Raw genomic sequence first — 13,314 nt, 5'->3', positions numbered from 1 at the left:
CCATCATACCGCCAAGCATTCCGCCGGCCATTGCACCCATAGGCATTCCCATCATTCCACCCATCGGCATACCCATCATGCCTCCGGCCATAGCTCCCATTGGCATACCCATCATGCCGCCGATCATTCCACCGGCCATTGCACCCATAGGCATTCCCATCATGCCACCCATTGGCATGCCCATCATTCCGCCCATAGGCATACCCATCATGCCTCCGGCCATAGCTCCCATTGGCATACCCATCATGCCGCCGATCATTCCACCGGCCATAGCACCCATAGGCATTCCCATCATGCCACCCATTGGCATGCCCATCATTCCACCAGCCATCGCACCCATCGGCATTCCCATCATGGAGCCCATAGGCATACCCATCATACCGCCGATCATGCCGCCAATCATGTTACCCATTGGCATTCCCATCATGCCGCCCATCATTGGGTAACCCATCGCTCCTGGATATGGTCCACCCATACCCCAAGGACCGGCCATACCCCAAGGGCCCATGCCAGGCATATAAATTCCGCCACCAAGACCACCCATGCCCATGCCAGCCATTGCATATGGGTTGCCCCACATACCATTGCCATTCATGCCACCGTAAGGTCCCATCATTCCGTAAGCGCCACCATTCATACCCGCGCAACCGAAACCACCGGCACCGATACCGCCACCGATTGCTCCGTAGATACCACTGCCACCACCGATCATTTGACCGATACCTTGAGCAAGGAATGGGAAGCCGTAGCCCCATGCAGGATATGGCTGAGTCGGCCAACCGATATTCGAGTTCGCCTCTGCAGCAATTTTGTTAGTTTGATAACCCATGTAAGTCGCTGCCAAACCAAGACCGATGTTACCGATCACAGAACCCCAATCAGTTTGAGGTTTCTGATAAGCGTAACCGTTTCCTTGCATAATACAGTCTGTACAGATACCGCCTTCAAGTTGCTCACGTTGACGCTCACGTTGCTCATCTGCGTAGTTTTGTTTTGCATCTTGAATGTCTTCTTTAGAACGATCGATCAAGCTTTCCAAAGCTTCGATCTCGCGCTGCACTTTATTAGATTGAGAATAAGATTTTCTGTAATCCGCAAGACCTTTTGTACAGTCTTGAGCTGTCGCACGGCCTTTTTCAGGTTGACGTGCACGAGCCATATTACAAACTGCTCCTGAAACAGAGCCGGCTTTATTCGGATCACACAACGCTTTCCATTCATTGATTTGGAAACCACGAATTTGTACGGAACCTGCGATATCACCGTTAGCCACTGGGCTTACCGGAACGCCACCTTGATCACCAGCTGCTTCAGATTCTTCTGGAGCGGCACCGATGCCTTTGTAAGCTTGGCAAGTTCTGTTGTTTTCGATGTGCTCAAACATAAACTCAGAGAAGTCTTCAGAAACGACTTGTTCCACATCGCGACGAGAGCGCTCCATGGATTTTTCCAGTCTTTTCTTTTCAGTCTTTTTAGAGCGGAGTTGTGCTTGCGCTTCTTTGATTGCAGCTTGAGCTTCTTTGATTTCATCAAGGTAGCTTGAAGAACCTGCCGCAGCGGAGTAGTTGTAAGGGCATGATTGCATACCACCATACATCCCTGTTCCCCACATTTGAGCTTGAGCACCAACTGCAAAACTCATCACTAGCGTGAATGGAGTTGCAATGCGCATCCAAAATTTCATACACGATCTCCTGAAAAGGATAAAAAACTCTTCTACCGTTTCACTCATCGTCAGGGAACAACGCAGACTTGACTCATTTCTGAGCAAAAATGTTGAAAGAGTATGAAACTAGACTCCTGTCTAGGTGAAAAAACAGCTGTGGGACAGCAGAGTTTCTCTCTCTTCCTCGTTATCATCCATGACAACAAACCGGCCTTGTGCAAATTCCTTTGCACTGCTCTTTTTCAAATCCTACACTAGCTTTTATGGTGAAGCACACAATTCTTTGTGTAGATGATGAAATAGATAATGTGGACGCCCTTGAAAGGTTGTTTCGTAAGAAATTTACCGTACTAAAGGCCACCTCAGGTAAAGAGGCTCTGGCTGTTCTCGACGAACATCCAGGCCCCGTTTCTTTAATCATCACTGATCAAAGAATGCCGGAAATGACCGGCGTCGAATTTTTAGAGAGAACTTTAGAATCTCATCCTGAGACGATCCGTATTCTTCTGACCGGTTACACGGATCTTGAATCCGTGATCATGGCAGTAAATAAAGGACAGATCTTTCGCTATCTGACGAAACCCTGGGATCCGGTGGATTTAACAAACACAGTTGAACACGCCATCGAAAGATTCGCGATCGGCCAAGAACTAAAACAGAAAAACGCGGAACTTGGCAAAGCCCTGGATGAACTTAAAAGCTTAGATGTCGCAAAATCCAATTTCATGATTTTGATCAATCATGAATTGAAGACACCGTTAACATCTATATTAAGTTTCTCGTCCCTGCTTGCCGAATCAAATTTGAATGACGAAGACAAGCTGATGGTCAACCGAATCACGAAGAGCGCGGAACGCCTAAAAACTTTGGTGGAAGATGTGCTGCTTGTGGTTCGTGCTGAAACTAATCAGCTTAAGATCGATATGCAAAGTATCGCGTTCACTCAATTTGACGAAAGTCTTTCTAAGGACGTGAACGATCTTTTGCAAAAGAAGCAACAAAAGCTGGTTTCAAAATTAGAACCCGTGGCCGTGAAGGCCGATGCTCGCTTGATCAAACAAGTCATGCTACGCTTGATCCACAATGCGGCGAAGTTCGGTGAAGAAGGCAGTGAGATTCATATTGAATCCATTCGCAACGGTGCCAACTTACGTTTCTTAGTTCATAACAAAGGCCCGCACTTACCAAACTCAGTGGTCGATAAAATCACGAAGCCTTTTTATATTGATGAAGATGTTATGCACCACTCGACGGGAACGGGCTTAGGCCTGACGATCTGTCAGTCTATTTTGAAATCACATCAATCCCAATTGCAGTTTAAGAACACCAATCAAGGTGTGATGGTTTTCTTTGAACTCCCGGTCGGTTGATATGTCCGGACGCCGTCCCTAAGCCTTTTTAAAAGCAGATCGGCGTCCGCCTTACAGATTGCTCTGGCCTCAGAGCATGAAAACACTTTTTCTTTCCATCACACTCTTTGTTTCTTTAAGCTGGGCCCAAGAAAAAAACATTACTCTTTCTTTGGGCGAATCACGAAGGCTTTCTTTAAGTGGTCAGTCCACTGTATGGATCCAAGACCGGGATATTTTAAAAGCCGAAGGTCAAGGTTCAAGCCTTACCATTCGAGGCACTCGCGAAGGCCAAACGACATTGAAGCTGGGTTCGGTTGTTTATCGCATTCAAGTCCTTCATCCAACGAAAACAGACGCATTTACTGAACTCCAAAATGAACTCAAAAACATTGTGGGACTCTCGGCTGAAATTTCCGAAGGGGATCTTTTGGTGAAAGGGCAGCTTTATCGTCTGCAAGATTGGCAAAGGCTTTCTGATTTTGCACGCACGCGAGGTTTGACTTATCAAATGCGCGCAAGCTTCTCGGAAGAACTTCAAACAAAAGCCCACTCCCTGTTTCGCGAAATTTTAGAGACTTCAAAGCTGCCGCCACAAACTCTCATTTTTTCCGAGGGTATTGAAGTTCGCATTAGTGCCTCCGAAGACCTTTATAAAAAGTACGTCAAATTATTGAATCCGTACGGTGTGCGAGTGACTCGCGACGACAGTAGTTTAGAAATTGCACCCACGGTAAAAGTGCAGATCACGGTGGCCGAAATCAAAAGAAGCAATGCCATGAAGTACGGCCTGGAGTGGCCTGCTTCGTATGCCGCTAAACTGATGCCTTCCGGGAAATGGGAGGTCGAAGACGGTCTTCCCTTCAATCTTCACGCCCTGGAAGAAAATGGCGACGGAAAAATTCTGGCAAGTCCTAATATCCTTTGCCGCAGTGGAAAAGAAGCAGAGTTCCTGGCTGGTGGTGAATTCCCGATTCGCATTCTGAGTTACAAAGCCTCAGAAGTCGTTTGGAAGCGTTACGGTATTTTACTGCGGGTAAAACCAAAAGCGGACTCTTCCGGCCGCATCAGCCTTTCCATTGAAACCGAAGTAACGACTTTAGATAAAGCCAATGGCACTGGTGATATTCCCGGAGTGTTAACGAATCGCGTGTCTAGTCACTTTGATCTGACTCGTCCGCAAACGATTGCACTTTCAGGACTCTTGAAAAATGAAGAAGGCGAATCTTCGACCGGGCTTCCGATGTTGTCGCGACTCCCCGTCATTGGCGCTCTCTTTTCTAGCAAGGACTTTCGTGAGAACCGTTCTGAACTGGTGATTTTTGTTCGACCGACAATTCTTAAAGAAGGCGATAGTGGCGTGGGCCAGGAACACCTTCAAGCTCGTGGAGACGTTTTATGATGATCGCAGCAAAAACCGTTTACGACAAAATTCAAGAAGATATTCAGCAAATTCCTTTGAATGAATTTTTGCTTTCTCCGGAAGAAGCCAGCTCTTTGCGTTCAAAGAAGGTGGAGCAAATCGTGGAAAAGCACCTGACATCACAAGAACAAGACGTCTGCGCGCGTGTTTTAAATGAAATCCACACTTGGGGGCCCCTTTCGGATCTTTTAGAAGACGAAAGTATTACAGAGATTATGGTGAACGGCCCTCAATCGATCTGGATTGAGCGTGAAGGAAAACTTTTTCGTCATCCGGATTCGTTCTTTTCGGATTTAAGCTTTCGCAACTGCTTGGACCGTTTGTCTCATGAAGCCAATGCGCATATTACGAAGGAATTTCCCACAGCCGACGGAGCTTTTAGGGATTTTCGATTGAGTATGATTGGAAGTGATATCACTCAGTCTTCCGTTCACCTATCTTTACGACGCCATCCGAAAAATCCTTGGACATTTTTAAAGCTTGCCGACATAGGCTGGTGTCGGCCCGAAGACCTGCGAATCTTTCGGGAGCTGATCGATAAGAAAAAGAATTTTTTGGTCGTGGGTTCTACCGGTTCGGGTAAGACATCTGTTTTGAATTCATTCCTAAATTTACTTCCGGAAAATGAACGCGTGGTGATTATCGAAGACACTTCTGAAATCCCTTTACCTAACAAAGCCAGTATGAAACTTTTGACTCGTGAAGATCCGCAAAATGTTTTACCCGCGATTGATCAAACTCAACTTGTGAAGCGTGCCTTGCGACTTCGTCCCGATCGAATTGCTATGGGAGAAGTTCGTGGTGCTGAAGCAAAAGACTTTTTAATGGCGCTGGCGACCGGGCACGAGGGAAGCTTTGGAACTTTGCATGCTCAAGATGCTGCTCAAGCCTTGATTCGTCTGGAGATGCTAATCCAAATGGGTGCGCCGCAATGGAATCTTTCGGCCATTCGACGCTTGATTCAAATGTCTTTGGATTTTGTGATCGTCGTCGGCCGTGAAGCTTCGGGACAGCGCCGGTTCAAAGGGGCTTATCGCCTTTGCTCTTTAGAGGATAACGGATTCCTTTTAGAACCTTTCGACTTGTGAGTTCGATGATTCGGATTGCAGCTCTGGCTGCAACTCATCGTCGCGCACAATTTCGTATGTCACGGCGGATTTAAATTCTTTTTTGCGAAACAAGTAATAAATAAATCCCGTCACCACACCGACAACAAAACCAATCAGATGCGCGCGATAGCTGACGTTGGGCTCAAAAGCTGTAGAGGGCATGAAAACACCTAAAGCGACTCCCACCGCTCGTAAACTTCTTTGCAGCCATGTGCGCTGTTCATCCAACATCAGATAAAGAACAAGCCACATACCGCCCATCCAATATACAACTCCAGAAACACCGATAAGATTGATATCAGGTGCGTATGTCAGAATTGTCAGCGCATTCGTCACTCCACCTAATAAAAATGCTAAAATCGGAAACACCCAAAGGCCAAAGTAGCCCGAAAGAAAATATCCGAAGATAAAAAATAGAATGGAATTCGAGGCCAGATGTCCTAAATCAGCGTGAGCAAATAAAGTCGTCCACAGCCGCCAATATTGATGTTGTGAAAAAACAGAGAACTGCGAAGCACTCATCCAAGTGGAGAACTTGTAGAAGTTTTGCCAATAGAAAACACTGCCGATGATAAGAAATAGAACGGACCAGGATGCTGCAAACCACGCGCGACCTGATGGCTTACGTGTAAGCCAAGTGGAACGTATCACTGTCCAAGTACGCGCTGCCGGCTGCATAGAGCCTCCCGTTTCGTTACTTTGAGTTCGAAACGGGAGAAGTCAAGATTTAGGCGATTTTATTGTCTGAGATCTCTTTTAATGGAGCTGGAGACGGTTGTGGGCGCAATTCCTTTTCAACAAAGAAAAGACCTTCGTTGTCCGTCGTCTTCGTCAAAGCTTCTTCCGACTTCGTCATGTCCCCTTCACGAGCCACTGATTTTGGATTCTGGAAGAATTTCTGATTGAGATCTTCAATTACTTTCAACTTCTTTACTTCGCCAGGATTTTTATAAACGGGAGAGGCCTCGGGTTCAGGAAGTTGCCCGGTCATTTTCATCTCTTCCATCTGCTTACTGAGCGAGATGCGATCTCCAAGAGAATTTTTACCCATGGGTCTTCCAAGTGCCAAAGCCCCAGGTCTTGCGGGCTGCGCGACAGAGACATCGGCAACACGCGTTCGTGGACTTGCTGGAAGAATTCCACTGATTTTTTCCATACCACACCTCCGTGTGTGTTGAATTTTGAAGGCCATCCTTGGTCTTCAAGTTATGTATCGGAATAAAACGTTCAAACTTGAGACAGACGGAGGAAAACTGGCGTTAGGTCCAGGGAATGAAATGCCAAGGACTTGCGGGATGACCTAAGAGCTTCTGGCAGATCTCTTTGACTTGCGGATCATCACTCCCCGACCAGAAAGTGCGACCAATCAAAAAGCTTTGAGAAAACTCCATCCAAGATTCGAAATGTCCTTCAACGATAGGAGCGAGTTTTAGAATTTCAGCCCAAGCTTCGTTATCATCTAAATAACCCGTAACAAAACAAAGACGAACTAAGTGAACATAGCGGGCGGCATCCCATCCTAGAATACCAGCCTCTTTTAAATATTTATTCGTGCGTTGGATCCACGAGGCCAGCTTCGTGTAATCTTCTTTGCTCATTTGCACTTCTTGCCCGACTTCGAGATCAAAGCAGAAGATTTGCTTAAACTTTTCTAAAGAGACCGCATCAATACTGCCGTCAGAAGGCAGAGATGACTTTAAGACATTGAACTTTGTGCGGTGACCTTGCTGTCGGATATTTTCTAAGCTTTTCAGAGCCGAGGCTTTATCTGTCACTCCCCAAAACTCTTCAAGAATGCCGATGCAGTCCCCTTTAATCTCAGGACCGTAATTCATATCCAGACGAAAAAAGTACTCGCCAATTTCGTCTAAAACCTGATCGCGTATTTCCGGAGAGAGTTCTTGGCCTTCGATTAAATCAGACCCGACAACTTGAAACACCTCATCAAGAACTTGATTTTCTTCAACAAAGACCGCGCCCAAACACATCATTCTTTTTTCTAAGGTGGTTTCCGGAAGTATACGGCGCATGGGGTCCTCTGTTTTCTTTTAGAATAACGGTCCCATATGATACTGTGGAAATCAAGCGGGCTCCCTTGGCTACGGCCCACTAACAATTCGCTCGGACAGTCCTCGCGGACGCCGCTCCTTTGGAGCTGGCTGCTGCGGAACTCGCGAATTGTTAGTGGGCCGTAGCCAAGGGGCTCGTTGTTTCGCACTTTGGGTGGGTTTTTTTGGCCTTCGGCGGTTGTGGGCGCGTTGATTTTTGGGCGTTTTGGGAGAGTTGGGTTTCTATGCTTAAGAAAATTTTGATGGGTTTAGCGGCGCTCTTTTTTATTTTGGTTGGTGGGCTTATTTTGATTATGGGGTATGTGTTTAACAATCCTGAGTCGGTTTTTACGGCTTTTCATTCGGTGACTGATAAGTTTATGCAGGGGCAGAAGTATGAAGAGCCTGGAGAGTTTTTTCTTCAGGGGATTTCTGAAGTTTCTTTGAATGCTCGTCGTGTGGATATGGTTGTGCGGACGCATTCGGGGCCGACTTTGAAGGTGCTTTTACATGGGAAAGTTCCTCGGTTTGAGCCGGGGCCTTTTATTGTTCAGATGGCTGAAAAAGATGTTTTGCGTGTGGATTTTCAAGAGCCGCTTGCTAGTAATTGGATTCAGATGAATGTGAATGGTGAGGAGTTCACGCAAGAATCTGATTCGAAGCTGACCGCCGATATTTATTTGCCACAGTCGTATAAAGGGAAAATTCTTATTAAAACCGAAGAAGGCAATGTGACTTTGCGTCTGCCTGAGGATCTTTTCTATGAAACGGATTTACAATCGGTTTCTGGCAAAGTGACTAATAACTTAAAACAAAAACCCACTTCCGAGATTCTTCCTTCAGAAGTGGGTCATATTAAAATTCAAACTCAGTCGGGTGCTATTGTCGTTGAAAACGACAATTAGACCTTCTTCATTTCTTCTAAGTTTTTCTCTGCCAATGGGCTTAAGCGCACGCCGACTTCGGTTAACTGATCGCGGCTGACTTCACTTGGACAATCCGCCATCAAGTCAGAAGCTTTCGCCGTTTTCGGGAAGGCGATCACCTCACGGATAGCATCGGTTCCGCACAACAACATTACAAGACGGTCCATACCCCAGGCGATACCACCGTGAGGAGGGGCTCCGTATTTCAAAGCGTCTAACAAGAAACCGAACTTCGCTTCTTGTTGTTCTTTGTTCATGCCTAAAAGACGGAACATCGCTTGTTGTAATTCTGTGCGGTAGATACGAATACTGCCGCCGCCCATTTCATAGCCGTTGCACACAAGGTCGTAAGCTTTTGCTAGCATCTTGCCGTACGAAGACTCATCGCCGTCGATCAAGGCTTGCATGTATTCGTCCTTCGGTGACGTGAACGGATGGTGCCTTGAAACCCAACGTTTTTCATCGGGAGAATACTCAAAAGCCGGGAAGTCGATCACCCATAGGAAATGATCCTTGGACGTATCGATCAAGTTCAATTCTTTACCTAAGTGCAAACGAAGTGTTGAGAGGGCGGCGCAAGCCGTGTCGAAATCATCTGCAACGATCAAAGCACAGTCGCCTGGATTTGCGCCCACAGTTTTAAACATCTCTGCCAATTTTTCAGGGCTGAAGAATTTTGAAACTGGAGAAGCGTAAGATCCATCGGCCTCTGTTTTAATCCACACCAGGCCTTTTGCGCCCGCGCGTTTTGCCATGTCCGTCAACTTGTCGAACTGACCGCGAGAGTACGATGCGCCTTTGGGAACGGCAATACCGCGCACGATACCGCCACGAGCGATAACTTCATCAAAAACTTTGAAGCCTGAACCTGTCACCACTTTTTGAAGATCTTTGATCTCCATTCCGAAACGTGTGTCTGGCTTGTCGATACCGTAACGATCCATCGCCTCTTGGTAAGACATGCGAGGGATATCGCCCACATCCACGCCTTTGACCTCTTTCCAGATTGTGCGCAGAAGTTTTTCATTCATTTGCATGATATCTTCTTGATCGATGAAGGACATTTCCATGTCGATCTGAGAAAACTCGGGCTGACGGTCTGCACGCAAGTCTTCGTCGCGGAAGCAACGAGCGATTTGGAAATAGCGGTCATAACCCGACACCATCAAAAGCTGCTTTAAGATTTGTGGTGACTGAGGAAGAGCATAGAAAGTTCCTTGGTTCACGCGTGAAGGAACTAGATAGTCACGTGCGCCTTCGGGAGTCGACTTAAATAAAATCGGAGTTTCGATTTCCACGAAACCTTGCTCTGAAAGAAAGCGACGAACCAATTGCGCTACTTTGTGACGAACCATCAAATGATTTGTTAAGCGCGGTGAACGCAAATCCAAATAACGATGTTTAAGACGCAAGGTCTCGTTCACGTTAGGATCATCGACTTGAAACGGAGGGACTGCGGATTCATTTAAGATCTCACAGCGAGTGGCTTCAATTTCAATCTCCCCTGTTTTGATTTTCGTATTTTTCATGCCTTCGGGGCGCGCACGAACGACACCCTCAAGCGCCAATACGAATTCGCCACGAAGATTCTTCGCCGAAGATGTTTCAGCTTTATTTGGATCAAGAACTACTTGCACGATTCCTTCACGGTCACGAAGGTCGATGAAAACCAAACTTCCGTGATCTCGGCGGACATCCACCCAGCCCATGAGGACGACTTTTTGTCCAATTTGGGATGTACCTAGACTTCCGCAGTAATTTGTTCGCTTAAGCTCTTTTACAAACTTCATAGATGTACCTTTTTGTGAAGGAAGGATTTAGTGACGATGCACTGGGGCTTAGATTTGCACATTGTGCCAATACAGTCAAAAAGCATCTTTTTATCCTTCCTAAAAGTAAGCCTTATCTCCGGAGGCCGCTGTAAGAGCTTTGTCTTTACCAAATGGACCCGATATACTTTCAAGATCGAAGGACCGTAACTTAAGAGAGGAACTTTTTTATGCCTAAATTTACGATCGACCACCAAAGCAACCACTCGGTTGAGGAAGCTTACTCTAAAATCAAAGAATTCCTTTCGAACGACCAGGATATTCGACGCTTTGACCCAAAACTTCAGTGTTCTTTTGATGACGGTTCTAAGAGTGCCGCATTGAAAGGTTCGCAGTTCAAAGCTGACATGTCGCTTACATCTTCTGGCGCGGGCAGTAAAGTCTCTGTCACGGTGGATCTGCCGTTGATGCTCACTCCGTTCAAAGGTAAAGTGCAGGAAACTCTGCAAAGGAAACTGGCTAAGTATCTTGGCTAATCTCTATGGCGAAAACAAAGGCTCAAACTCCAAAAAAGGACGCGGAAAAGAAGCCGAAGATTGCAAAAAAAGCATCTTCTGGAAAAGCCGCGCCTGAAAAAAAGGTCGAGCCGAAAAGTGTTGTCGCCGAAATCGTTGAAGATTCTTCACAGGAGGAATTTCAACCCTCAACAGAGGCTGAAAAAGCTTACACCGTTGAAACCCCCGAAGAGGATTTTGATATCGAAGAGCCGCAAGAGTCCAAAGCGGTCACTGTCGGCTCTTCCAAATCCATCACGTCATCCGACCCTTTGGTAATATACCTGAATGAAATTCGTCGATACAAAGTTTTGACCAAAGAAGAAGAACTGGCTTTAGCGAAAAAATATTTCGAAGGAAAAGATCCCGCCGCCGCCGAAGCTTTGGTGAAAGCCAATCTTCGTTTCGTGGTTAAGGTCGCCGCCGAGTATTCTAAATTCGGCGCAAAGATGATCGACCTTATCCAAGAAGGTAACGTCGGCTTGATGCACGCGGTTCGTGATTTCAATCCTTATAAAGGTGCACGTCTTATCACCTACGCAGTCTGGTGGATTCGCGGCTACATTCAAGAATTCCTGATGCGCCAATATTCCATGGTGCGCATCGGGACGACTCAGAACCAACGCAAACTTTTCTATCAGCTGCAAAAAGAAAAAGAAGCTCTAGATGCCATGGGTATTGAGCCAAACACGGCCCTCATCAGTTCTCGCTTGGGTATTCCTGAAGATGAAGTTCGCGATATGGCGATGCGTATGTCAGGCCGAGACGTCAGCTTAGATCGTCCGGTGGATGAAGATTCAGGAACAAGCCTTGGTGATCTTCAAAAAAACATGAATGATCAACCTCTGGACGAGATGTTGGCTAAAGAAGAGCAGCTCAGTATCTTAAAAAAGAAGATCGAAGAGATTCGCCCCGAGCTTTCGGATCGTGAAAAAATCATACTAGATGAGCGCATCTTGAATGACGATCCTTTGACATTGCAGGAAATCGGCGAAAAGTACAAAATCACTCGTGAGGCCGTTCGCCAAATGGAAGCGCGCCTGCTGAAAAAAATTAAAGCCAAAATGGAAGAGGACTTAAAAGAATGACCTACACAGGACAATGCCACTGCGGAAACGTGAAGTTCGAAGTTGAGATGAATATTGAAACTCTGGTTGCTTGCAACTGTTCCATCTGCAAACGCAAAGGCCATCTTTTAGCATTCGCTCCAGAATCTAATTTCAAACTTCTTTCTGGTGAAGCTTCATTGAAAGACTATCAGTTCGGCAAAAAATCCATTCACCATTATTTCTGCTCTAATTGCGGAGTGGGATGTTTTGGCGCCGGCACATCTCCGGATGGCTCAAAGTCGCGCGCAATCAACGTGCGTTGCCTCGATGGCGTCGACTTTACAAAATTCCCCGTGCACAACTTCGACGGCGCCAGCCTCTAAAAAGGTATCTGCCCGTCTGACACCTTTTGGCTTTGTAATCTAACAAAATGTCTACAGGGTTGACTGCGTCCGAGGGAAGACAGATAAAACTAGTATGAAAGTCATATGGGCTCTAATACAGTTGTTGCTTCTTTCTTCTCTTAGCTTTGCGCAAACGTCTTCCAAGTCGGACCTCGCAGTTAAAGAATTTACTTTTATCACTATGGAGATTCCTCCATTTATGAGTGAGGCCATGCCCGAGCAAGGTGCGGCGACGTATGCCATTCGGGAAATCTTTAAGAAGCTAGGTTATGATTTTAAAGTTCGCTTCGTTCCTATTATGCGTACTCGCACTGTGGGTTTTGATCCTACGGTGACGGGTTTCTTTCCTTCTTTCAAAGATGACGATTTTTTGCGGGGAATGGTTTTATCTAAGACGGTGTACGATACTCCTTGGGTGATTGTTGAACGGATAGATAAACCCATTCAATGGGAAAAGCCTGAAGACCTAGCGAAATATAAAGGCGGTAACGTCAACGGCTACACAATTCGTTCTCTTCTAAAAACCGTGCATAACCAGAAGAAATTGAACTTAGAGGCCGCGCCCGATGATGCCCTCAACATTCTGAAACTTGCCAAGAAAAGAGTGGATTATATTTTCATCGACGCAGGAGTATTTAAATTTCTTTCTGCTGCAGATCCTCGAGTCAAAGAAGTCGCAGCCCAGCTTCGTATCAATCCCAAAATCGTTATGATGAATCATTATGGGGTGGCTTTTAAAACAGATCCGGCAAGCCAGAAGCTAATGGCGGAATTTAATAACAACGTCAGTGCCTCTGAATTTAATATGCTTGTAGAAAAATACTTCCGCGAAAAGCTCAAATAAGTTTTCGCGTCCCCTTGTTCTAAAGATATCAGGTTAAATCCACCCAATAAGTACCTGATTCCCTTCGTTATTAAAAGGCACCAAGTTATTTCAAACCACCTCTGAAAATAAAAAAGGACGCTCGAAGCGTCCTTTTTATTAAATATGTACTATTTCTGTCTCTTATACACATC

The 13,314-nt window shown here is 46.0% G+C and carries 13 protein-coding genes; 8 read left to right on the top strand and 5 right to left on the bottom strand.

What is annotated here, in order from left to right; genetic code table 11:
• The coding region (locus AZI85_RS17780) for a hypothetical protein (protein WP_063243094.1) at window positions 1–1,684 on the bottom strand (1,684 nt) is incomplete at its 3' end.
• 245 nt (window positions 1,685–1,929) lie between these two features.
• Between AZI85_RS17780 and AZI85_RS05175 the strand changes: the two genes are divergently transcribed.
• The 3 genes from AZI85_RS05175 (at window position 1,930) to AZI85_RS05165 (ending at window position 5,526) form a co-directional block, all read left to right on the top strand.
• Complete coding sequence (locus AZI85_RS05175; protein WP_063243095.1) at window positions 1,930–3,036, top strand: hybrid sensor histidine kinase/response regulator; 1,107 nt, start codon at window positions 1,930–1,932, stop codon at window positions 3,034–3,036.
• 76 nt (window positions 3,037–3,112) lie between these two features.
• Window positions 3,113–4,417, top strand: coding sequence for a type II and III secretion system protein (locus AZI85_RS05170; RefSeq protein WP_063243093.1), 1,305 nt, complete (start codon window positions 3,113–3,115; stop codon window positions 4,415–4,417).
• On the top strand, window positions 4,414–5,526 hold the full coding sequence (locus AZI85_RS05165; RefSeq protein ID WP_063243092.1) for a CpaF family protein: 1,113 nt from the start codon (window positions 4,414–4,416) through the stop codon (window positions 5,524–5,526). The genes AZI85_RS05170 and AZI85_RS05165 overlap by 4 nt, the downstream gene beginning before the upstream one ends.
• On the opposite strand, the gene AZI85_RS05160 is transcribed toward AZI85_RS05165, so the two are convergent.
• The 3 genes from AZI85_RS05160 to AZI85_RS05150 all read right to left on the bottom strand — a co-directional run bounded on the left by AZI85_RS05160 (window position 5,506) and on the right by AZI85_RS05150 (window position 7,577).
• Window positions 5,506–6,225 carry a rhomboid family intramembrane serine protease gene (locus AZI85_RS05160; protein WP_063243091.1) on the bottom strand — a complete coding sequence of 240 codons (720 nt, stop codon included), beginning with the start codon at window positions 6,223–6,225 and terminating at the stop codon, window positions 5,506–5,508. The two genes, AZI85_RS05165 and AZI85_RS05160, sit on opposite strands and share 21 nt — an antisense overlap.
• A 49-nt stretch (window positions 6,226–6,274) precedes the next feature.
• A complete protein-coding gene (locus tag AZI85_RS05155) occupies window positions 6,275–6,703 on the bottom strand; it encodes a hypothetical protein (protein ID WP_063243090.1) in 429 nt (142 codons plus the stop codon).
• Window positions 6,704–6,806: 103 nt separating this feature from the next.
• Window positions 6,807–7,577 (bottom strand): DUF1266 domain-containing protein, encoded by a 771-nt coding sequence (locus AZI85_RS05150; RefSeq protein ID WP_063243089.1) that lies wholly within the window; start codon window positions 7,575–7,577, stop codon window positions 6,807–6,809.
• Between the two features lie 263 nt (window positions 7,578–7,840).
• Between AZI85_RS05150 and AZI85_RS05145 the strand changes: the two genes are divergently transcribed.
• A complete protein-coding gene (locus AZI85_RS05145) occupies window positions 7,841–8,500 on the top strand; it encodes a hypothetical protein (RefSeq protein WP_063243088.1) in 660 nt (219 codons plus the stop codon).
• On the opposite strand, the gene aspS is transcribed toward AZI85_RS05145, so the two are convergent.
• Complete coding sequence (aspS, locus tag AZI85_RS05140) at window positions 8,497–10,311, bottom strand: aspartate--tRNA ligase (protein ID WP_063243087.1); 1,815 nt, start codon at window positions 10,309–10,311, stop codon at window positions 8,497–8,499. The genes AZI85_RS05145 and aspS overlap by 4 nt on opposite strands.
• A 209-nt stretch (window positions 10,312–10,520) precedes the next feature.
• Here aspS and AZI85_RS05135 point away from each other — a divergent pair, with 209 nt between their 5' ends.
• From AZI85_RS05135 to AZI85_RS05120, 4 genes are all read left to right on the top strand, one after another.
• Window positions 10,521–10,826, top strand: a complete 306-nt coding sequence (locus AZI85_RS05135) for a polyhydroxyalkanoic acid system family protein (protein WP_063243086.1) — start codon at window positions 10,521–10,523, stop codon at window positions 10,824–10,826.
• A gap of 5 nt (window positions 10,827–10,831) precedes the next feature.
• Window positions 10,832–11,932, top strand: a complete 1,101-nt coding sequence (locus tag AZI85_RS05130; protein WP_063243085.1) for a sigma-70 family RNA polymerase sigma factor — start codon at window positions 10,832–10,834, stop codon at window positions 11,930–11,932.
• On the top strand, window positions 11,929–12,276 hold the full coding sequence (locus AZI85_RS05125) for a GFA family protein (protein ID WP_063243084.1): 348 nt from the start codon (window positions 11,929–11,931) through the stop codon (window positions 12,274–12,276). The genes AZI85_RS05130 and AZI85_RS05125 overlap by 4 nt, the downstream gene beginning before the upstream one ends.
• Window positions 12,277–12,370: 94 nt before the next feature.
• The gene (locus tag AZI85_RS05120) at window positions 12,371–13,141 is read left to right on the top strand and encodes a substrate-binding periplasmic protein (protein WP_063243083.1); all 771 of its coding nucleotides are present in this window, start codon (window positions 12,371–12,373) and stop codon (window positions 13,139–13,141) included.
• Window positions 13,142–13,314 lie beyond the last annotated feature (173 nt).

Source organism: Bdellovibrio bacteriovorus (assembly GCF_001592755.1).
Taxonomy (GTDB): Bacteria; Bdellovibrionota; Bdellovibrionia; order Bdellovibrionales; family Bdellovibrionaceae; genus Bdellovibrio; species Bdellovibrio bacteriovorus_E.
This window is presented reverse-complemented; position numbering and strand designations above follow the sequence as displayed.

Bases quoted from the DNA above. Each gene is read 5' to 3' on its own strand.
- AZI85_RS05145 (WP_063243088.1), top strand. From the start codon at position 7,841: ATGCTTAAGAAAATTTTGATGGGTTTAGCGGCGCTCTTTTTTATTTTG.
- aspS (WP_063243087.1), bottom strand. From the start codon at position 10,311: ATGAAGTTTGTAAAAGAGCTTAAGCGAACAAATTACTGCGGAAGTCTA.
- AZI85_RS05135 (WP_063243086.1), top strand. From the start codon at position 10,521: ATGCCTAAATTTACGATCGACCACCAAAGCAACCACTCGGTTGAGGAA.
- AZI85_RS05130 (WP_063243085.1), top strand. From the start codon at position 10,832: ATGGCGAAAACAAAGGCTCAAACTCCAAAAAAGGACGCGGAAAAGAAG.
- AZI85_RS05155 (WP_063243090.1), bottom strand. From the start codon at position 6,703: ATGGAAAAAATCAGTGGAATTCTTCCAGCAAGTCCACGAACGCGTGTT.
- AZI85_RS05150 (WP_063243089.1), bottom strand. From the start codon at position 7,577: ATGCGCCGTATACTTCCGGAAACCACCTTAGAAAAAAGAATGATGTGT.
- AZI85_RS05170 (WP_063243093.1), top strand. From the start codon at position 3,113: ATGAAAACACTTTTTCTTTCCATCACACTCTTTGTTTCTTTAAGCTGG.
- AZI85_RS05125 (WP_063243084.1), top strand. From the start codon at position 11,929: ATGACCTACACAGGACAATGCCACTGCGGAAACGTGAAGTTCGAAGTT.
- AZI85_RS05175 (WP_063243095.1), top strand. From the start codon at position 1,930: ATGGTGAAGCACACAATTCTTTGTGTAGATGATGAAATAGATAATGTG.
- AZI85_RS05165 (WP_063243092.1), top strand. From the start codon at position 4,414: ATGATGATCGCAGCAAAAACCGTTTACGACAAAATTCAAGAAGATATT.
- AZI85_RS05120 (WP_063243083.1), top strand. From the start codon at position 12,371: ATGAAAGTCATATGGGCTCTAATACAGTTGTTGCTTCTTTCTTCTCTT.
- AZI85_RS05160 (WP_063243091.1), bottom strand. From the start codon at position 6,225: ATGCAGCCGGCAGCGCGTACTTGGACAGTGATACGTTCCACTTGGCTT.